The following is a 20,316-nucleotide window of genomic DNA, read 5'->3' as shown; positions in this document are numbered from 1 at the left end:
ATGGTTGCTGTCGCAGACTTATCGATCAGCCAGGGTTTCTTAGAACTACTCCATCGCGGGTGGTGTAAAGACTTCATTGATTTGACTAAAAGAGCCGCCCGGCGCTGGGCCGCCGCTGATTACATACAACCGTCCGGCAACAACAGCTGACCCCAGTCCATGGCGCGCGGTAGGCATCGGAGCCATGGTGCGCCACTGATCAGTCGCAGGATGATAGGCTTCATTGGTGGCAAACGTGCCCTCTTTCGCTTCACCGCCGACGACATAAATCCAATCGTTGATGACGCCTCCAGTAATGCCGCTGCGGGGCGTCGGCAGATGCGCACGGGATCGCCATTGATCAGTACCCGGATCATATTCTTCAACAGTTCCCATATTGCGGTGATAATTCAGCTTAGGCCGGCCGCCGATGGCATAGATCCGGTTTCCAGTCATTACGACTGACAGATGGTCCCGTGGAGTCGGCATAGAGGCGCCGGATGACCAGGTATTCGTTTGCGGATCAAAAATTTCCACGGCACCGGAATTGTGTTTGCCATCATACCCACCTATTGCATATAAGCGATTCTGATGCACTGCGACGCCGAGTGCTCCGCGTGCGGTTGGCATCGGCGCAAGTTCACGCCATGCCTGAGTCACGGGATTATATTGATACACTGTGGCAACCGCATGCCAGACCGACAAATAAGATCTTGTAAACCCGCCCACGATATACAACAATCCGTCAATTGCAGCAATTCCCGCATGATGCCGGCCTTGTGGCAGCGGCGTGGTGAGCGACCAGGAATCTGCAGCAGTATCGTATACTTGTACTTCGCTACTAATGGCAAATTTCAAGGCATTGTTCAAACTGGGTTTATTAAAACCTCCCACCACATAAATTTTACCGTCAATAGCCGCTGCGGCTACCTCTGTGCGCGGCGCAGGCGCCGGTGCAGCCGCTGCCCATGTTCCTTTGGAAACATCAGCAAGTGCCGGACTGATATGAATTAAAGTAAGAAAAAGAATAATAAATAATCTTAAAATCAGCATAGAAAAATTCCTCCAACACGTAATCAATTCCAGCGAGCATGAACTCGACGAGTTTTAGTCATTGTGAATCTTCTTTCTCGAGGTGACAATCGAAAATATGTGCAAATCCGGCTTTGACCAATCCCACAATAATGCCGAGAGTTTACCACTTTAAGTGAGAAATACGCTCATCGCTGCAAACCCACTGGAATGCGGCCATAACCTAAATTTATTTACTATTTTGACTGAAAAGTGCACACTGATAACGGCCTGTCTGCACAAAATGCGGAGTGTTGTTGAATATTAACCGATCAGCTTTGCAATGAATCATAGAAAAAATGAACATACTCATAACTGGCGCGACAGGGTTCGTTGGTCGGCACCTTGTGCAGCGTCTAAAACAAGATCGTCATACGATCAAGGTATTGAGCCGGAATGCTGTACATGCTAGCCAAAAGCTGGGAGTACCAGCATATGATTGGGACTATGCCACAGCGGAAGTGCCCACCGAGGCGCTGAAAAATATCCAGGTAATCATTCACTTGATGGGTGAAAATCTGGGTAATGGCCGGTGGACGAATCAACGCAAACGCGAGATCTATGATTCGCGCATTGTAAGCACCCGCAAACTGGTGGCAGCAGCGTCTTCCAGTCTGGAATGTTTTATCTGCCCTTCAGCGATCGGCATTTATCCCGGCCAGGGCGATGAAATTTATGATGAATCCTATGCAGTGCCTGAACATGGAAATTTCATGCAAACCATCTGTCGTGACTGGGAAAAAGAAGCCGCGACTATTGGAAGCAAAGGGGTGCGTCGAGTGAGCATCCGTACCGGCATTGTATTGGGCGATGGCGGCATGCTGGCAAAACTCTCGCCCATATTCAAACTGGGATTAGGCGGACCTGTCGGCGATGGACGCCAATGGTTGCCGTGGATTCATATTGACGACCTGGTTTCAGCATACGTAGCCGCTGCTGTGGATACGCGTTATCACGGTGCGGTGAATGTCGTTTCACCCAATCCGGTACGATACAGAGACTTTGCGGCCGCACTCGGCAAAGCACTCCATCGGCCCGCATTTCTTCCAACCCCGGCTTTTATTTTGAAACTGGCATTAGGGGAAGCCGCTGCGCTGGCGCTCAACAGCTATCACGTCGTACCCACCCAGTTGCTGCAGACATATGGCTTTGAATTCAAATTCACTCAATTATCAGCCGCACTGGATGATTCATTCGGGAAAAGCTAAATACAGCCACATAATGCGCAGAAGTGCTTGCGCTTACTCATGATCCAATAAAAAAAGCGGCTAACGCCGCTTTTTTAGACCCGAACATGCATCAAACTCGTTTTCTGAATTCATTATTATGCGGATCGATCTCAATCTTGTCGCCAATTTCCACAAAACCAGCTACCGGGATTTCAAATCCTGTCCCGACAAGACGCGCCGGTTTCATGATTTTTCCCGTGGTATCCCCTCTTACCGCAGGTTCTGTGTATTCAACTTCGCGCACAATCGTGTTGGGCAATTCAACGGAAATGGCTTTGCCGTCATAAAAAGTCACCTGGCAAACATCTTCCATACCATCAATCAAATAATTCAGGACGTCCGGCATATTATCAGCTTCTACTTCAATTTGATTATAGTCGGCATCCATAAAAACATACAATGGATCGGCAAAATAGCTGTACGTGCAGTCTTTGCGATCCAATACAACCAAGTCGAATTTTTCATCGGCTTTATAAACACTTTCCGTTGTCGTGTTGGAAAATAAGCTTTTAAGTTTCATTTTGACCACAGATGCATTACGGCCAGATTTGGTAAATTCCGCCCGTTGCACGACCATGGGATCATTACCAACCATTACGACGTTACCTGAGCGTAGTTCCATTGCGGTTTTCATAGTTCAATTCCAGAATTTTAGTTAAAAGCAAAGACTGATGTGGTTGAATAAAACCCAACACCAAATTTATAAGCAGCGGATTATAGCCGATTTTCAGCAAACTGCACCAGACTGGATGTCAAATCATTCTGTTTCAGTAATTGCTTAACCCAGTTTTTATTATGGTACGCAAGAGACTTGCGGAAGAACAAGAAGTTCATCCAGACTACGCTATTTATTTCCCCCCTGCCATTCCAACAATGCCACATTTCGCACGCAGCCGCAGCCATTTCGATCGACATACCGGTGGTATATAACTCAAGAAATGCATCCAGTTTTCTCCAATGCACACCTTCCGCCTGCGGGTAAATATTCCAGATAAAAGTATTCGCTCCCCACTGGGCGCGCACGAAAGAGTCTTCACCACGCACAAAATTAACATCACAACTCCAGAGTAGCCGATCATAATCAGTCTGTTCCATAAACGGGATGACCTGCACAGTTAATTGCCCATGCGTTATCAATGCCGCTTTGCGTCCCAATAATGCCATGATGCTCTCAGCCACCTTTCCCTGCGGCACAATTAATAAAACCGGCACTACCGATTCTGACAATAGTTGGATCAGTTTCTCGACTGGCGCAGTGTCGTAGCAAAACAGTGAAATACGTATTTCATCAGATTTGCGCTCGAGCAAACCTTGTCGCTGCAAAAATGCATGTTCTGCTGCCGTGCTAAAAGCTTCCCTTTGCGCGATCAAATCTCTTTCGCGCAGTAACCCGCCGGTACCTTGCACAAAACCGGGGAAAAAGAATGTCTTGGTTAAAGAAAGACGTGGATGCGGTGACGGCAGCGCGTGGTATTGAGCGACCCACGGCTCGGCACTGAGATATTCCAGATTGATCCAGACAGACTGCTTTATTTTCTGCAACAATGCCGCCACATAAACATCCGGCAGCTCACAGGCAAACGCTTCAATCACCACTTCAGCAGGCTCAACGGCGACAAATACCGCTTGCCAGTGACCAATCTCAACACCGTGTACTACTTGGTATCGGGCATTTGGATCGACAGTCGGCGTTATACAGGCAAAACTAGCCAGATCATCAACCCATAGCCGCACGCTTTGGTGATGCTCATGCGCTAATTGTTTGGCCAGACGCCAGCAGACGCCAATATCACCAAAATTATCAACGACTCTGCAGAAAATATCCCAACGGCGCTGCATGGCAATATAGGAAAGATTGCGCGAACAGTGAATTTACGCTACGTATTAATCATCGTGGCGAAAAGATCGTGCGTATCCGAATCTGTAATTTCAACCTCAATGAAATCACCCGGCTGACCATGATTCACTTGATCCACGTATACCAGACCATCAATTTCCGGCGCATCCGCACTACTTCTGGCAACAACGCCATCTTCAGTCAATTCGTCAATCATCACGGTCATCCTTCGGCCTATTTTCGTTGCCAAACGTTGACGACTGATTTCTTCCTGCAGTTGCATGAAACGCGCACGACGATCTTCCTTGATATCCTCCGGCACAGGATCGGATAACTGATTAGCCGTTGCACCCGCTACCGGCGAATAAGCGAAACATCCCACACGATCCAATTGCGCTTCCCGCAAGAACGCTAATAATTCCTCAAACTCCGCCTCAGTCTCACCCGGAAAACCCACGATAAAGGTACTGCGCAAGGCAATATCGGGGCAAACTTTGCGCCATTGCTGGATGCGCGCCAGATTATTCTCAGCATTTGCCGGACGCTTCATGGCTTTCAGGATGCGTGCATTAGCGTGCTGAAACGGCACATCCAAATAAGGCAATATTTTGCCTTCCGCCATCAATGGAATCACCTCATCCACGTGCGGATAAGGATAAACATAATGCAAACGTACCCACACCCCTAATGTGCCCAGCGCCTGCGCAAGTTCAGTCAGCCGGGTTTTAACCGGCCTACCTTGCCAGAAACCGGTGCGATATTTCACGTCAACACCATACGCGCTGGTATCTTGCGAAATAATCAAAAGCTCCTTAACACCGGCATTCACGAGATGTTCCGCTTCCTGCATCACTTGATGAATCGGCCGACTTACCAGATCACCGCGCATTGAAGGAATGATGCAAAATGTGCAGCGATGATTGCAGCCTTCGGAAATTTTCACATAAGCATAGTGCTTGGGCGTCAAACGGATTCCCTGGGGCGGTATCAGGCTGGTATAGGGATCATGCGGCTGCGGCAAATGCGTGTGGATCGCGGACATTACTTCCGGCAGCGCATGCGGTCCGGTAACCGCCAACACTTGCGGGTGGGCTTTTTTAACGACATCGCCATCCTCTTTGGCGCCCAAACAGCCTGTGACAATGACTTTGCCGTTTTCTGCCAACGCTTCGCCGATAGCATCCAGCGACTCTTCCACCGCGCTATCGATAAATCCGCATGTATTAACAACAACCAGATCGGCGTCTTCGTACGAAGGCGATATTTCATAACCTTCAGCGCGTAACTGTGTCAGAATTTGCTCGGAATCTACCAGCGCTTTTGGACAACCCAGTGAAATAAAACCAACTTTTTGTGCAGTATGTTTAGATGACATGTAAAAATAATTAAATAAGAATATGATGCAGCTATTGAGCAAATATTGAATTTTATCTGATAACTGCCTGTTACATTTTTTTATCTTCTAATACATTGGCAATTGGCAAAAAGGGAAAAACATGGACTATTTGCAAATCCGGTATGCATCGAAAGTACTTTTATACATGCTTATGCTCATACCAGCGCCAGTATTCGCTCAGATTGATTGCGCGTCACTGCCGCATTGGGCAACATTGAACAATGGACTACAGGTTAATCAACAGCATATTTTTTGTGGTGAATGGAGTCACAATCGACCTAAAGGTTTTCATTCACGACCGGGCGGCAACAATCCTTCGACCGTCGCACACCTGACCATCCAAAGCAAACCCAATGCAGCTGGCGTTTATACCAGTCGTTGGTCATATAAAGATCATCCGGATAAAAACAAATTCTCATCCATGTTTCCGGACAATTGCACCCTTTCACAAGTGCTAAACTCCATCAGTCACGCAACGGCAAGTTTAGGCACAAAGTGCCCATCCGGTTCTCCTGATTGGACGCAATGCGGTAAAAACAAACCTGAAAACAAATCTGCAGCAGAGCAAGACGAAAACCTCCAATACTGCAGCAAAGATGGAAAATTTTTCACCATCGGCTTCGCACCCGCCAAACAAGGCAAAATCAATACAGCATTTCCAATTTTCGAATGAATAATTATCCTTTTACCTGGTCAGGGCATCATCCCGCTGAACCCACGCATCGCCTGATCATTGCCTATTTGACGATCGACATACAAAGAAGCCCGGAAGATGCGAGTGAACTGCTACAGAAAATACATGCTGTTCACTCCGGACAACTTCCTGAATGGGAGCGGATTGGTAATGCATACTGCCTGCGACTATTCCCGGATTATGTCGAAATTGAAGAGGATTTTGCGGAAGAAGGCGGTAAACTTGAGAAAATCCCACTGGCTACATTTAAAGCGGCAGTACAGTCATGGCAGGAATACATCGCTGGTCAGCAAAATAAATGACAACTATGTATGAATTAAGGCCCATCTAATCAGCGCCAGCAAACCTTGCTGCGTCAATGATCGACCACAGATGAAAAATTCCGCCAATGACTGCAGGAATGATTAGTACCGCGAAAAAATAACCTATCCCGGCGATGGCAAAAAATAAAATTGCCGCTAATATCCGCCCTTGCACCAACTGCCCCAAACCCGGGAAAAAAAAACTACAAATCGCTGCAAGTACATTTCCACCAGATCCCTGCCCTGACATTGTTCTCCCTCTCTCGATATTGTATTGTTACAAATACATTATTTGCTAATTGTACCTTCAACGTTGATAGAATGCGCATAATCGATAACGATATCACCCATATCCTCTGCCATTTCTTTCTTAATCTTGTTGAATTATTTATGCTGCTTTTACCAAACAACACCCGTAAGACTATTCCTACTCAACTATACCAAATTACTATGACCACAATCACATTTATTTTTTTGATTCAACCATCAATGTGGCAGCTTCTTTTAACAAGAATTCCCTGAAGGCATTGGCAACGCTCGACAACCGTTTGTTCTTCCTATTGACTACATGCCAATATCGAATAATAGGGAAATCCTGTACATCCAGGATTTTCAAACGATTCATTTCCAGTTCCAATTCAGCAGTATGTTGCGACATAATCCCCAGCCCCATTCCGGCTTGTACGGCTTGTTTAATGGCTTCAGTCGTATCCGTTTCCATGCCTTTATTGATCTTGATGTTATGCTCGGTGAAAAAACGTTCCATGGCACCGCGCGTTCCGGAACCCGATTCGCGCACCAGGAAAATCTCTTTTTCCAGTCGCTTGACAGGTATTTGATGCTCTTGACACAACGGATGATCGGGTGGCGCTATTACCACCAGTGGATTCTCCATAAACGATTCGCTATCAATATCGAGATCCTCCGGCGGCTGCCCCATGATCGCAAGATCAATCAGATTATCCGCCAATTGTTTCAATACCGCTTCACGATTGGAAACATTCAAACTGACGGTGACACCACTGTATCTTTGACAAAACTTCGCCAACAAATGCGGTGCAAAATAATTGGCCGTTGTCACCACTGAAATGTTTAATTTACCGCGCTCCATGCCTTTCAATTCGTCCAGGGCAACTTCCATGTCCGACAATTGCTGGGAGATTGCACGACTATATTGGTATAACTCACGCCCCGCCTCGGTCAGATAAATTCGTTTACCCAATTGCTCAAATAGCGGTAAACTAACGTTGTCTTCCAATTGCTTAATTTGCATGGAAACAGCAGGTTGAGTTAAATGAAGCTCATCAGCGGCACGCGAGTAGCTTAAATGCCGCGCAACCGATTCAAACACTTTTAACTGTCGCAAAGTAAGATGTAGCATGTATCATCTCAGTAAAATTTTCATAAGTATAACCTTATCATAAATATCAAAATTACTGATTTGTTCTTATAGATAAATAACGCTATAGTACATTTCATAGATTTGAGTAGTCATGTTTGATGTTTGTAACGCAATATCCTCTCTTTTCTGTCTGTTATTGCTGGCTGGAGTCGAGTGGAATTTAACTGGAGAAGAAACTATGGCCGTAAAAATATATAACGCTGGTGTAAAAGAATATCGACAAACTTACTGGACCCCTGATTACACGCCACTGGATACCGATCTTTTGGCATGTTTCAAAATTACGCCACAACCCGGCGTACCTCGTGAAGAAGTCGCTGCTGCGGTGGCTGCAGAATCTTCCACCGGTACTTGGACCACAGTGTGGACTGATCTGCTTACCGATCTGGATTACTACAAAGGACGTGCGTATAAGATTGAAGACGTACCTGGGGATGACACCTGTTTCTATGCTTTCGTAGCATACCCAATCGATCTTTTTGAAGAAGGTTCTGTCGTTAACGTATTGACCTCGTTGGTAGGTAACGTGTTTGGTTTTAAAGCGTTACGTGCACTGCGTCTGGAAGATGTTCGCTTCCCGATTGCTTACGTCAAAACCTGTGGCGGGCCACCTGCCGGTATTCAAGTGGAACGCGATCGTTTGAACAAATATGGCCGCGCGCTGTTAGGTTGCACCATTAAACCTAAACTGGGTTTGTCCGCCAAAAACTATGGTCGTGCCGTATATGAATGTCTGCGCGGTGGTCTGGATCTGACCAAGGACGATGAGAACGTTAACAGCCAGCCTTTCATGCGTTGGCGCGATCGTTTCGAATTCGTTATGGAAGCCGTACACAAGGCAGAACGCGAAACAGGTGAACGTAAAGGCCACTACCTGAACGTAACCGCACCGACTCCAGAAGAAATGTATAAACGCGCAGAGTTTGCTAAAGAATTGAACGCACCGATCATTATGCATGACTACTTGACAGGTGGTCTAACTGCCAATACGGGCCTGGCTAACTGGTGCCGCAACAACGGAATTTTGTTGCATATCCACCGTGCTATGCACGCCGTGCTCGATCGTAACCCGCACCATGGTATTCATTTCCGTGTTTTAACCAAAGTGCTCCGTTTATCAGGTGGCGATCACCTGCACTCCGGTACCGTGGTCGGCAAACTGGAAGGTGACCGTGCAGCAACCCTCGGCTGGATCGATACCATGCGCGACAAATTCATCAAAGAAGACCGCAGCCGCGGCCTGTTCTTCGATCAAGACTGGGGTTCCATGCCAGGTGTATTCCCGGTCGCTTCGGGTGGTATTCACGTTTGGCATATGCCGGCGCTGGTCGCAATTTTCGGTGATGATGCCTGCCTGCAGTTTGGTGGTGGTACGCTGGGTCATCCATGGGGTAATGCTGCCGGCGCTGCTGCTAACCGTGTTGCATTGGAAGCCTGCGTAGAAGCACGTAACCAAGGTGTTGAAATCGAGAAGGAAGGCAAAGCGATTCTGACCAAGGCAGCGAAAAGCAGCCCCGAACTAAAAATCGCCATGGAAACATGGAAAGAGATCAAGTTCGAGTTTGATACTGTTGATAAGCTCGACGTAGCCCACAAGTAAGCAATATATAATTAAAGAAGAAGAGCGGATGACTAACATTGCTTTTCTTCTTCATCTCTCTAAAAATGAGGAATAAATAATGAGTGAAGTAATCGATTACAAATCACGTGTCAGTGATCCAGCAAGCCGTAAATTTGAGACATTTTCCTACCTGCCTGCGATGGCTGACAAGGATATCAAAAAGCAAGTGCAGTATTTAATCAGCAAAGGCTGGAATCCGGCCATTGAACATACGGAACCTGAGTATGTCATGGACTCCTACTGGTATATGTGGAAGCTGCCTATGTTTGGTGAAACTGATGTAGACCGCGTGCTGGCAGAAGCCGCCGCTTGTCATAAAGCCAATCCAAATAATCACGTCCGTTTGATTGGTTACAACAATTTCAACCAGTCACAAGGTACCGCCATGGTGATATACCGCGGCAAGACTGTGTAAGACACAACGGGTTTCGTACCCTGGAACCCCCTTTACCTGCAACAGGATCGGGGGTTTTTTTTGATCAAAATAAAATACTTATCAGATCGCTATAACAGGAGTTCATCATGAGCAAAATCATTGATCAATACCGCGTGACCGCAGAGCCCTATTACCATCCCGTAGCTGATGAAGTGGAATTATTTGAAGCGGCCTATTCAGTGCGCATGCCTATGATGCTGAAAGGTCCTACCGGGTGCGGCAAAACCCGTTTTGTCGAACACATGGCGTGGAAATTAAAAAAACCGCTGATTACCGTCGCCTGCAACGAAGATATGACTGCATCCGACTTGGTGGGGCGCTTTTTGCTGGATGCCAATGGCACACGCTGGCAAGATGGCCCGCTGGCTGTCGCCGCACGGTACGGCGCTATCTGCTATCTGGATGAAGTCGTTGAAGCACGTCAGGATACCACCGTGGTGATCCACCCATTAACCGATAATCGGCGTGTCTTGCCGCTGGAGAAAAAAGGCGAACTCATTCATGCGCATGCGGATTTTCAGATTGTCATTTCCTACAATCCAGGGTATCAAAGTTTGATGAAAGACCTCAAGCAATCGACCAAACAACGTTTTGGCGCGCTGGATTTTAATTATCCCAGCCATGACATTGAAAGTGAAATTATCGCGCATGAAACGGGCGTATCCACTGAAATTGCAGAAAAACTGGTGTCGATAGCCGAACGTGCACGTAATCTGAAAGGCCATGGATTGGACGAAGGCATCTCAACACGTATGCTGATTTACGCCGGCAGCCTCATCGTCAAAAAGGTAGATGCCCATGCCGCCTGCCGCGTTGCCCTGGTGCGCCCCATTACCGATGACCCTGATATGCGCGATGCATTGGATGCCGCTGTGTCAACTTTCTTTAATTAACACTTGGCTGGTCCATTGCATACAGTTGCTCAATAATCTTTTATAAGAGTGTGTCACGATGAGTATTAATCTGGATGACTACAAAGAATTACTGGAAGACCTGGAACCGGAATCGATTGAATTACTCAGTCATGCCTGGCCTGAGGTAGTGAAAACTTTTTCAGCGCGTGGACTGGATAATTATCTGAAAGGCGTCTCAGCACTGCGTGGACTGGGCCGTGGACGCAGCCTGGTGGATTGCTGGATTGATGAAATCCCACTGGTTACCAAAGAAATTGGTGAGGATGTCATCAGCGATCTGGCGACTTCCGTGCTTTCACTCGCTTCAAGAACTTCAGGCGCGGTGATTGAATTGGTATTGGCCACCTCCCCCACAGCCGCCAAACGCCTGGGTGATGCGCAGTTATTCCAGAATTATCTGCAATTCCTGAATACATTGATTGCACAAGCACCTCGCGGTATGCGCCCCATGCTCAACAAACTGGACATCCTGTTCGGGCAATTGACGCTGGGTGGCCTGCGTCGCTGGGCCATGTGGGGAGCGCATGCGCATCGCACGGATTACGAAGAGCAAATAAAGTATTTTGGATTGGAATCCAAGGAATCACTCGCAGTTCTGCAAAAAGAACGTAAAGGCACGCTGTTTGTGGATGTGCAGCGCCGCATCAATATGTATCTCCGGGCACTTTGGGGACGTGACTTTTTCATGAAGCCCACTTCCGGTGATTTTGAAACGCGTGAAGGCTACAAACCCTATATTGAAAATTATTTCATCTACTTACCCGATGCCTATGACAGTCATGGCGATGTCACCGCCACAGAAATCTATCGAGCCGCCGCCGCGCATGCCGCCGCGCATCTGGTGGAAACCAAGCAGCCCATTTCTGCGGAAGGGTTAAATCCGATGCAAATGGCGGTAATCTCCGTGCTTGAAGATGCACGTATCGAAGAACTGGCCATTCGCCGCTTTCCCGGTTTACGCAAAACCTGGGCAGCGTTGCATACCGCCACACCGGACATGGCCGTCACGATGGGAGATTACCTTAATCGCCTAGCACGCGCTTTACTCGACCCGGATTATCATCAGGATACAGATCGCTGGATTACCGAAGGTCGTCGTCTTTTTGCAGCCGCACAGAACAAACTGGACAGCTATCAGATCTCATGGGATATCGGTGTTCAACTGACGCATAGTTTTAGAGAAAAAAACATTCCTTTCGCCATGCTGACGGATCACCTCACCGCACCTTATCGCGATGACAACCGTTATTTCTGGGAATTCGAGGAATTTGATTTAAATAAATCATTATCAGCTGGCTATGATGCGCCGAAACAAGTGCGCAAATACGTCAATGTGATGGAATTCGCCAACGAAGTCGAAGTGGAATCAGCCGGAGATGATGCCCAGGAAATCTGGGTCATGGGTACTGAATTCTTCCCCTATGAAGATACCGGTGTTTCCTACAATGAACTGGAAGGCAAAGAACCGGTTTCAGCACCCTATCACTATTCCGAATGGGACTACCAGATTCAATTGGAACGCCCTGATTGGGCAACGGTGCAGGAAAAACGCGCCAAGCTGGGCGACATGCAATGTATTGACGATATCGCCCAACAATACAAACGTGAAATCGCACGTATGAAATTTTTGCTCGATGCCATGCAACCACAAGGTACCCGCCGCATCCGCAAGCTGGAAGATGGCGATGAGATCGACATCAACGCCGCCATCCGTTCGATGATTGATATCCGCATGGGCATGCAACCCGACCCACGCATCATGATGCGCTCGGTACGCAAAGTTCGTGATATCTCGGTGCTGGTGTTGCTGGATTTATCCGAATCCACCAACGAAAAAGTCACCGGACATGACTACTCCGTGCTGGATCTGACCCGCCAGGCCACCGTATTGCTTGCGAACGCCATCAACAAAATCGGCGATCCGTTTGCAATCCACGGTTTCTGCTCGGATGGACGGCATGACGTAGAATATTATCGCTTCAAGGATTTCGACCAACCCTACAACGAAATCCCCAAAGCCCGCCTAGCCGGCATGACCGGACAGCTTTCCACCCGCATGGGTGCCGCAATGCGCCACGCCAGTCATTATTTGAGACTGCAGAAATCCGCGAAAAAACTGCTGCTCGTCATCACCGATGGTGAACCCGCCGACGTCGACGTACGCGATCCGCAATACCTGCGCCACGACACCAAAAAAGCGGTGGAAGAAGCCGGCCGATCCGGTATCCTCACCTACTGCATGAGCCTCGACCCGCGTGCGGATCAATATGTGTCACGCATTTTCGGCGAACGCAATTATCTGGTAGTCGATCATGTGGAACGGCTACCTGAAAAACTACCAATACTTTATGCAGGATTGACACGATAGGCTATTGGGATACTCATTTTTATCATCCTGAGTATAGCGAAGAATTTAACCCATATTTTCTATTAGAAATTCCTCTAATGGGAAATATGGGTTAAATGTTGAAAATATCAATGTCTGATACGTGAGGGGAATCTCAATTATCATATCTGAAAACAGATTACAGTACTGTAGAAGAAAATAAATTATCAGATAAGTACAAAAACAGAGAACTGAACAAACATTGTTCTCGCCACTACGAACAATTCTCTTGTCATCAGCTTTTTTGCTGCTACATAGTGGAAACAAAGTCTAGAACTTCTTGAACATGACCTTCTACTTTGACACCACGCCATTCTTTTTTTAATACGCCTTTAGTATCTATAACAAACGTACTGCGTTCAATGCCACGAACTTGCTTACCGTACATGTTTTTCATTTTCATGACATCAAACAGGTTACAGACTTTCTCATCTTCATCACTCAATAATTCAAAAGGAAACTGCATTTTTTCCTTAAAATCCTGGTGCGATTTAACACTGTCCCTTGAAACGCCCCAAACGATGCAATTTTTCTCAATAAATTCATGCCAGTGATCACGAAAATCCTGACCTTCCAAGGTACATCCTGGCGTATCGTCTTTAGGATAAAAATAAATAATCAGATTCTTACCCATATTGGCTGACAACGAGAACTCTTTATTATCAGTTGAGGGTAAAACAAAATCTTCAACAGGATGATTAATCGCTAACATTCTGTTTATGGCGCCTGTTTATTAATCACGATCGATATATTATTGTTGCCAAGTTTGACTGGTTCGCTAAATCCTAGCAGATCCCCGCTAGCGGTAACAGCTTGCCCGGATTTCGAGACTCTGGCTTCAATCACCACTTCCGGAAAGCTCGATATTTTCATAGTAGGCATCATCGCCATATCATCTGTTAATGTAAAGGTAGCGGGAAGATCACTTGCTTTCAGACGTAAAATAGCCAAGGGCATTTTCGGTCCTGTTTTAGCACGGGCGTAAATGAATAATGTGTCATTAGGAGAAGCTTTTGACGCTAGCTCTTTACTAATAGTCACTTGTCCAGAAATTGAAATCGAATTTGATGCAACTACATTTGCGCTCTTCTCAGGTTGGGATTGAACGCTGGGATTCTGTTGTGATTGTGGTTCAGAAACAGTGGTTTGTTGTGCTAACAAAACTTTTTTATCACCACCTGCTGCCAGTGATTTAGCTTCGTCAATACTATCTTTTACTGACTTAGCTAATTGAGAGTCAGCGGGAATTACTTCCAGTAACTTCTCCCAATGAATTGCTGCTTGTTCAAATTTCTCTTGTTCAAATTCAGCTGTTCCCGCCAGAGCTAGCGCTTTTGGATATTGTGGATCAATACTCAAAGCTTGATAAATCAATTCAGTAGGTTTTCCTGCCAAATTTCCTTGATTCTTCATTGCCAGTACATCAGCATAATCGCTTAGTATCTGAGGATTATTGGGAACTAATTCTGCCAATTTAGCATAGGTATTACTCGCATCAGTATAACGTTCCATGATCGCATACGTACGACCTAACATTACCCACCCTTCGATGTCTTCAGGATTTTTATTTAATCGTGCGACAAGATTGTCCAAAACAGATGAGAAATCATGTCCAGCCGGAGAATTATTACCGCCATCACGATTCATTTGTGTCGCATTGGCAAGTTGTGCTTGCGGTAACAGGCCTCTTGTATCTCCAATTACCAAATACAGAAAAACTGCTGCAAGTGGCAACGTTAATGTAATAACAACTGAGGTTGCAATACTATAAATTTTCTTGTTTTTCTTGATAATCACTTTCTCTCCTTCAGGAACGTCTTGTAACATACGTTGCTGAAGTTCTTGTTTACTTTTGTTATATTGCTCGCGAGTCAAAATATCATTTTGCAAGTCATTATCGAGCTCAGCCAATTGATCACGATAAACAGTGATATTCACTGCATCATGTTCTGAATTTTCTTGTTGTATATTTCTATTTCGCAATAGTGTAGGCACTACAAATAACAAGGCTGTTACAATAAAAACACCAGAGATAACCCAGAATGACGTCATACGTTCTTACCTTTATTCTCGTTCAGTAATGCCTCAGCTTTTTTGAGCTGTGCCTCAGATAATGGCACATCCTCTATTTGTCTGCGCCGACGCCGTAAATAAATTATCAGTGATCCAAATCCGATAATAAACAGAGCAACAGGACCAAACCATAACAATATTGTCGTAGGCTTCATGGGCGGATTATAAAGAACAAAATCACCATACCGATCAACTAAAAACTGAATAATTTCCTGATCATTTTTATTCGCCTTAATTTGCTCACGAATTTCGCGTCTTATATCATTAGAAAACTCAGCGCGGGAATCAGCGATTGACTCGTTCTGACAAACCAAACAACGTAAATCCATTGTTAATGCCAGCATTCTCTTCTCAACCTCAGGATCTTCTGCAACGGGTATCGCTTCTTTAGCCCACGCCAATGAAGGAATAATCAATATCAAAAAAAGAAAAATGACAATCCCGTTTACTCTCTTTAATTGACATAAAGCCAAATCATGCTGATTATGATCTTTAAACATATTTATTAAATTCTCTAGGCTTGTTTTTGCAATTCAATAATAAGAGGAATGATTGTTTTTTCTAATGATTCCACAGTTACTGGTCCGATTTGTTTATGCCTAATGATTCCCTTCTTATCAATAACATATGTCTCAGGAACACCATAAACGCCATAATTAATTCCAACCTTTCCATCCGAATCAACGATACTGATCGTATAAGGATCACCATATCGTTTCAACCATTGCATCGCAGTAGTACGCTCGTCTTTATAATTAAGTCCATATATTGGCACGATACCCGAGTTAGCCAACTGAACTAGCAATGGATGTTCATCACGACATGCAACACACCACGATGCCCATACATTCAACAACCAAACTTTACCAAGATTGTCGCCTGATGCCATCACCTTATCGGGCTCATGTAAATGGTTAAGCTGGAATACAGGAGCGGGTTTATCGATAAGTGGCGATGGAACTTGGCGTGGATTCAATGTAAGGCCAACCAGCAAAAATGCTGCGAGTACCATAAAAGCAAATAATGGAATTAAATATCGCATCATACTTTTCTGGTCTCTGTGGATAACACAGGATTACTTATCGCAGGAGTAACTGCTACTGGAGGAACCTCTGATTGTGAACTCTCTGTTTCTACATTATTAACCACAACATTGCTTGCCTTGCTAATTTTCAAACGATAACGACGATCAGTTACAGAAAGAATACCTCCGATCGCCATCAAAAAGCATCCCAACCAAATCCAGTCGACGAATGGTTTATGATAAGCACGAACTACCCAGGCATTATTAGCTAACGGCTCACCCAAAGCCACATAAAGATCTCGGAATAAACCGGTATCAATTGCTGCTTCGGTCATTGCCATACCAGACGCATTGTAAGTACGTTTCTCAGGATGCATAGCACGAATAATCTTATCATCTTGAATTACATCAATATCACCACGAACTGCTTTATAGTTAGGGCCAACGACATCACTTGTCCCATTAAACTGGAATGTATAACCTCCAACGGTTACCTTGCTACCAATGTCCATACGAACATCTTTTTCAGTTTCATAGCTATTTACCAGTGTTACACCAATAATAAATACAGCTACACCGATATGTGCACAATGCATTCCGTAATAGCTTCTGGATTGCCTAGCTAATCTAGCGAATATACTGCCTTGCCCACTATTACTTAAGCGATGCTTCAAATTAACAAATGCACATGCAACAATCCAAAATGCCAATAATAAACCAAAGCTCACTAACGGTTTCCATTCTCCCATTAAATATGGAGTCATGAGAGCAGAGATGACGCTCACAGCAAAAGCCCAACGTAAGCGAACTACCAGTGTAGGCAAGCTCATCTGCTTCCAGCGAGAAATAGGTCCGATGCCAATCAGAAAGATTGCCGGTGTCATAACAGGAACAAACACTGCTTCGAAATAAGGGGGACCTACCGACAGCTTTCCAAGACCCAGTGCGTCAATAATCAATGGGTATAATGTGCCTAACAAAATACTACCTGCCGCCACCAATAGAAGTATATTGTTTGCAAGTAATAATGACTCTCTCGACACTAGCTCAAATTTTCCACCCAAACCAACTTTAGGCGCCCGCCAGGCAAATAATAATAAAGAGCAACTCATCACTATAACTAAGAATGCGAGAATAAATACACCACGTGCCGGATCTGTTGCAAAAGCATGCACAGAGGTCAGTACACCTGATCGAACTAAAAATGTTCCAAGTAGGCTTAATGCGAATGTGCTTATTGCCAGTAATACTGTCCAACTTTTGAAGCTACCTCGTTTCTCAGTGACAGCTAGTGAGTGGACTAATGCCGTGCCGACTAACCATGGCATGAATGATGCATTTTCTACCGGATCCCAGAACCACCAACCACCCCAACCCAGTTCATAATAAGCCCACCAGCTGCCCAGCATAATCCCAATGGTCAAAAATACCCAGGCAACTATTGTCCAAGGGCGTGACCAACGCGCCCAAGTTGCATCCAGTTTTCCACTGAGCAAAGCCGCAATGGCAAAAGCAAAAGCAACTGAAAAACCCACATAACCCATATATAGCATCGGAGGATGTATCACCATACCGGCATCCTGCAGTAATGGATTTAAATCACTACCCTCTAGTGCTGCAGGTAATAATCGATCAAATGGGTTTGAAGTAAATAGCATAAATAGTAAGAAGCCCACACTTACAAGCCCAAGAACACCCAAAACTCTTGCCACGATATCATCTGGTAATTGCTTACTAAAAACACTCACAGCCACAGACCAGCTTGCCAGCATCAAAACCCATAACAATAAAGAACCCTCATGAGAACCCCATGTAGCAGCCACTCGAAAATGAAGAGGTAATTCTGAATTAGAGTTTTTTGCCACATTCATTACTGAGAAATCGCTACTGACAAACGAATACCCCAGACATAAAAACGCAATTAAAACAAAAATAAATTGCCCTTGAACCACCGGCTTGGCCAACGCGATCCATGACGGAATACCTCGCGCAGCGCCAATAATAGGCAGCGTTCCTTGTGTGATGGCTAAGAGTAAAGCAAGAATTAGGGAAAAGTTACCAATTTCTGGAATCATAATTTTATATATAAGTTAATGATTATAGATTTACATCGCGTATATGCATTGAGATGATGCTATGAAACTACTATTGCACCAAAGAGGCTTTTTGCGCTTTGGCTGCTTGTTCTAAAGCTTCTGCTGCTTCAGGCGGCATGTAATTTTCATCATGTTTTGCCAATACCTCATCAGCTTCAAAAATACCATTTGCTGATATTTTTCCCTGTGCAACGACACCTTTACCTTCTCTAAACAAATCTGGAAGAATACCTGTATATACAACAGGAATGGTTTGTGCTGTGTCAGTCACTGCAAAGCGAACTGTTGTACTCCTATCATCACGTTGCACACTCCCTTCTGCAACTAGTCCGCCAATCCGGAAGCTCTTTCCTATTGGTGCCTCTTTCGCTATAACCTGTGATGGACTAAAGAAAAAAACCAGATTACTTTGAAAAGCATTCAGCACCAGAATTGAAGCTACACCCAACGCAGTAACTGCTGAGGCAATAATTACAAGTTTCTTATGACGTGGTTTCATTTGTTGTCTCTTTTTCTATTTATATCAAAAATGAGACCATGTTGTCTCTCTAAAGTTCGGTGGCGATTCGAAATCAACAAAATTTCTCCCACAATACAAACCAATGTCACGACATACGAGCCCCAAACATAGAAGCCATATCCACCCATTGAAAAAAACTCTGATAAATCTGACCAGTTCATTATACAGTTCCTTTCTTTTGTAACTCTGCCACCCATGCTGTATGGCTTTCACGCTCAAGAATAATGACACGTGTACGCTTTAGTATTACTGCAATGGAATACATCCAACTTGCAAGTACCATGACTAGCATACCCACTAACATCGTGGTAGCCATCGAAGGCGCTTGATTTACACTCACTGATGCACCTTGATGCAAGGTATTCCACCATTGTACTGAAAAGTAAATGATTGGAATATTGACTACCCCAACCAATGCAATAATTGCACCTGCTTTATCTGCACGCCGTGGGTCATCAATAGCTGCCTGTAAGGACATGAAACCAATATAAAGAAACAACAAAATCAGTTCAGAAGTCAATCGTGCATCCCATACCCACCATGTCCCCCACATTGGTTTTCCCCATAACGCTCCCGTCCATAATGCAATAAAGGTAAACATGGCACCTGTTGGCGCAATGGCTGTAGCGAACATGGAGGAAAGTCGTGTATTGAAAGCCAAACCAATACCTGCCCAAAAAGCCATTACGACATACAGAAACATCGACATCCATGCAGCGGGAACATGAATAAAAATAATCCGATAGGCTTCACCTTGTTGAAAATCAGTAGGTGCTACAAAAAAACCAATATAAAGACCTGCCACCAGCAATATCACCGCAGCAAAAGCAAATATTGGGGTCATTTTTCCCGCTAATGAATAAAAACTTGCAGGAGAAGAATATTTGAACCAATTAATCGACATATTAAATTTTATAATTCTTCAAATTAAGTTTGAGTCCAGAACCGAACCCTAAATTTTGTAGTCGCCAATTCTATACTAAAAATACAAAATCAAGAATTGCTTTCTTATTAGCAAATTCAGAGTATTGAAAGTTTCAGAAAACAAAATTTATGAAATGAATGCAGTGGATTTATTACCAATAGTTTTTTCGGAATCTGCTTTATTCTAATGAAACCCGCAAGGAAGATGCCGCGGCCCAAGGCGCAAAAACTAGTGACATAAGAAGAAACGCACCTATTAATGACAAATGCGCATCATATCCTACACCTGCCATATTAGCTTCAACTGCACCCGCACCGAAAATCAGCACAGGTATATATAACGGTAATACCAGTAACGAAACCAGCACACCTCCGCCTCGTAATCCTAAAGTAAGCGCGGCACCTATTGCTC

The 20,316-nt window shown here is 45.0% G+C and carries 22 protein-coding genes; 7 read left to right on the top strand and 15 right to left on the bottom strand.

What is annotated here, in order from left to right:
* Nucleotides 1-45 precede the first annotated feature (45 nt).
* Nucleotides 46-1,032: a kelch repeat-containing protein gene (locus tag Q0K92_RS01610; RefSeq protein ID WP_297324058.1), complete on the bottom strand. Its 987-nt coding sequence runs from the start codon at nucleotides 1,030-1,032 to the stop codon at nucleotides 46-48.
* A 317-nt stretch (nucleotides 1,033-1,349) separates the two neighbouring features.
* On the opposite strand from Q0K92_RS01610, the gene Q0K92_RS01605 reads away from it, so the two are divergent.
* Nucleotides 1,350-2,258, top strand: coding sequence for a TIGR01777 family oxidoreductase (locus Q0K92_RS01605; protein WP_297324057.1), 909 nt, complete (start codon nucleotides 1,350-1,352; stop codon nucleotides 2,256-2,258).
* Between the two features lie 91 nt (nucleotides 2,259-2,349).
* Here the strand turns inward: Q0K92_RS01605 and Q0K92_RS01600 are convergent, their stop codons facing one another.
* From Q0K92_RS01600 to rimO, 3 genes are all read right to left on the bottom strand, one after another.
* On the bottom strand, nucleotides 2,350-2,913 hold the full coding sequence (locus Q0K92_RS01600) for an elongation factor P (RefSeq protein WP_297324056.1): 564 nt from the start codon (nucleotides 2,911-2,913) through the stop codon (nucleotides 2,350-2,352).
* Nucleotides 2,914-2,993: 80 nt separating this feature from the next.
* A complete protein-coding gene (gene earP, locus Q0K92_RS01595; protein ID WP_297324055.1) occupies nucleotides 2,994-4,118 on the bottom strand; it encodes an elongation factor P maturation arginine rhamnosyltransferase EarP in 1,125 nt (374 codons plus the stop codon).
* Between the two features lie 38 nt (nucleotides 4,119-4,156).
* On the bottom strand, nucleotides 4,157-5,491 hold the full coding sequence (rimO, locus tag Q0K92_RS01590) for a 30S ribosomal protein S12 methylthiotransferase RimO (RefSeq protein ID WP_297324054.1): 1,335 nt from the start codon (nucleotides 5,489-5,491) through the stop codon (nucleotides 4,157-4,159).
* 121 nt (nucleotides 5,492-5,612) lie between these two features.
* Between rimO and Q0K92_RS01585 the strand changes: the two genes are divergently transcribed.
* The gene (locus tag Q0K92_RS01585; RefSeq protein ID WP_297324053.1) at nucleotides 5,613-6,185 is read left to right on the top strand and encodes an EndoU domain-containing protein; all 573 of its coding nucleotides are present in this window, start codon (nucleotides 5,613-5,615) and stop codon (nucleotides 6,183-6,185) included.
* On the top strand, nucleotides 6,182-6,508 hold the full coding sequence (locus Q0K92_RS01580; protein WP_297324052.1) for a hypothetical protein: 327 nt from the start codon (nucleotides 6,182-6,184) through the stop codon (nucleotides 6,506-6,508). The genes Q0K92_RS01585 and Q0K92_RS01580 overlap by 4 nt, the downstream gene beginning before the upstream one ends.
* 25 nt (nucleotides 6,509-6,533) lie before the next feature.
* On the opposite strand, the gene Q0K92_RS01575 is transcribed toward Q0K92_RS01580, so the two are convergent.
* Nucleotides 6,534-6,758, bottom strand: coding sequence for a hypothetical protein (locus Q0K92_RS01575; protein ID WP_297324051.1), 225 nt, complete (start codon nucleotides 6,756-6,758; stop codon nucleotides 6,534-6,536).
* A gap of 216 nt (nucleotides 6,759-6,974) precedes the next feature.
* A complete protein-coding gene (locus Q0K92_RS01570) occupies nucleotides 6,975-7,889 on the bottom strand; it encodes a LysR family transcriptional regulator (RefSeq protein ID WP_297324050.1) in 915 nt (304 codons plus the stop codon).
* Nucleotides 7,890-8,088: 199 nt separating this feature from the next.
* Between Q0K92_RS01570 and Q0K92_RS01565 the strand changes: the two genes are divergently transcribed.
* The 4 genes from Q0K92_RS01565 to Q0K92_RS01550 all read left to right on the top strand — a co-directional run bounded on the left by Q0K92_RS01565 (nucleotide 8,089) and on the right by Q0K92_RS01550 (nucleotide 13,249).
* Nucleotides 8,089-9,510, top strand: coding sequence for a form I ribulose bisphosphate carboxylase large subunit (locus tag Q0K92_RS01565; protein ID WP_297324049.1), 1,422 nt, complete (start codon nucleotides 8,089-8,091; stop codon nucleotides 9,508-9,510).
* 79 nt (nucleotides 9,511-9,589) lie between these two features.
* On the top strand, nucleotides 9,590-9,946 hold the full coding sequence (locus tag Q0K92_RS01560; RefSeq protein ID WP_292916245.1) for a ribulose bisphosphate carboxylase small subunit: 357 nt from the start codon (nucleotides 9,590-9,592) through the stop codon (nucleotides 9,944-9,946).
* Between the two features lie 107 nt (nucleotides 9,947-10,053).
* Complete coding sequence (locus tag Q0K92_RS01555; protein ID WP_297324048.1) at nucleotides 10,054-10,860, top strand: CbbQ/NirQ/NorQ/GpvN family protein; 807 nt, start codon at nucleotides 10,054-10,056, stop codon at nucleotides 10,858-10,860.
* Nucleotides 10,861-10,918: 58 nt separating this feature from the next.
* Complete coding sequence (locus tag Q0K92_RS01550) at nucleotides 10,919-13,249, top strand: nitric oxide reductase activation protein NorD (protein WP_297324047.1); 2,331 nt, start codon at nucleotides 10,919-10,921, stop codon at nucleotides 13,247-13,249.
* A gap of 268 nt (nucleotides 13,250-13,517) precedes the next feature.
* Here the strand turns inward: Q0K92_RS01550 and Q0K92_RS01545 are convergent, their stop codons facing one another.
* The 9 genes from Q0K92_RS01545 to Q0K92_RS01505 all read right to left on the bottom strand — a co-directional run.
* Nucleotides 13,518-13,979, bottom strand: a complete 462-nt coding sequence (locus tag Q0K92_RS01545) for a peroxiredoxin (protein ID WP_297324046.1) — start codon at nucleotides 13,977-13,979, stop codon at nucleotides 13,518-13,520.
* Nucleotides 13,980-13,984: 5 nt separating this feature from the next.
* Nucleotides 13,985-15,319, bottom strand: coding sequence for a c-type cytochrome biogenesis protein CcmI (gene ccmI / locus Q0K92_RS01540; RefSeq protein ID WP_297324045.1), 1,335 nt, complete (start codon nucleotides 15,317-15,319; stop codon nucleotides 13,985-13,987).
* Nucleotides 15,316-15,840, bottom strand: coding sequence for a cytochrome c-type biogenesis protein (locus Q0K92_RS01535; RefSeq protein ID WP_297324044.1), 525 nt, complete (start codon nucleotides 15,838-15,840; stop codon nucleotides 15,316-15,318). The genes ccmI and Q0K92_RS01535 overlap by 4 nt, the downstream gene beginning before the upstream one ends.
* 14 nt (nucleotides 15,841-15,854) lie before the next feature.
* The gene (locus Q0K92_RS01530; protein WP_297324043.1) at nucleotides 15,855-16,385 is read right to left on the bottom strand and encodes a DsbE family thiol:disulfide interchange protein; all 531 of its coding nucleotides are present in this window, start codon (nucleotides 16,383-16,385) and stop codon (nucleotides 15,855-15,857) included.
* On the bottom strand, nucleotides 16,382-18,439 hold the full coding sequence (locus Q0K92_RS01525) for a heme lyase CcmF/NrfE family subunit (RefSeq protein WP_297324042.1): 2,058 nt from the start codon (nucleotides 18,437-18,439) through the stop codon (nucleotides 16,382-16,384). The genes Q0K92_RS01530 and Q0K92_RS01525 overlap by 4 nt, the downstream gene beginning before the upstream one ends.
* A 70-nt stretch (nucleotides 18,440-18,509) precedes the next feature.
* Complete coding sequence (ccmE, locus tag Q0K92_RS01520) at nucleotides 18,510-18,959, bottom strand: cytochrome c maturation protein CcmE (RefSeq protein WP_297324041.1); 450 nt, start codon at nucleotides 18,957-18,959, stop codon at nucleotides 18,510-18,512.
* On the bottom strand, nucleotides 18,956-19,108 hold the full coding sequence (ccmD, locus tag Q0K92_RS01515) for a heme exporter protein CcmD (protein ID WP_297324143.1): 153 nt from the start codon (nucleotides 19,106-19,108) through the stop codon (nucleotides 18,956-18,958). The genes ccmE and ccmD overlap by 4 nt, the downstream gene beginning before the upstream one ends.
* 32 nt (nucleotides 19,109-19,140) lie before the next feature.
* Entirely contained in the window at nucleotides 19,141-19,884 is a 744-nt protein-coding gene (locus Q0K92_RS01510; RefSeq protein WP_297324040.1) for a heme ABC transporter permease, read from the bottom strand.
* Nucleotides 19,885-20,083: 199 nt separating this feature from the next.
* A partial coding sequence (locus Q0K92_RS01505) for a heme exporter protein CcmB (protein WP_297324039.1) occupies nucleotides 20,084-20,316 on the bottom strand: 233 nt, incomplete at its 5' end.

The sequence above is a fragment of the Nitrosomonas sp. genome, assembly GCF_024282095.1.
Lineage (GTDB): Bacteria > Pseudomonadota > Gammaproteobacteria > Burkholderiales > Nitrosomonadaceae > Nitrosomonas.
The sequence above is the reverse complement of the archived record's forward strand: the minus strand, read 5'-3'. Positions and strand labels throughout refer to the sequence as shown.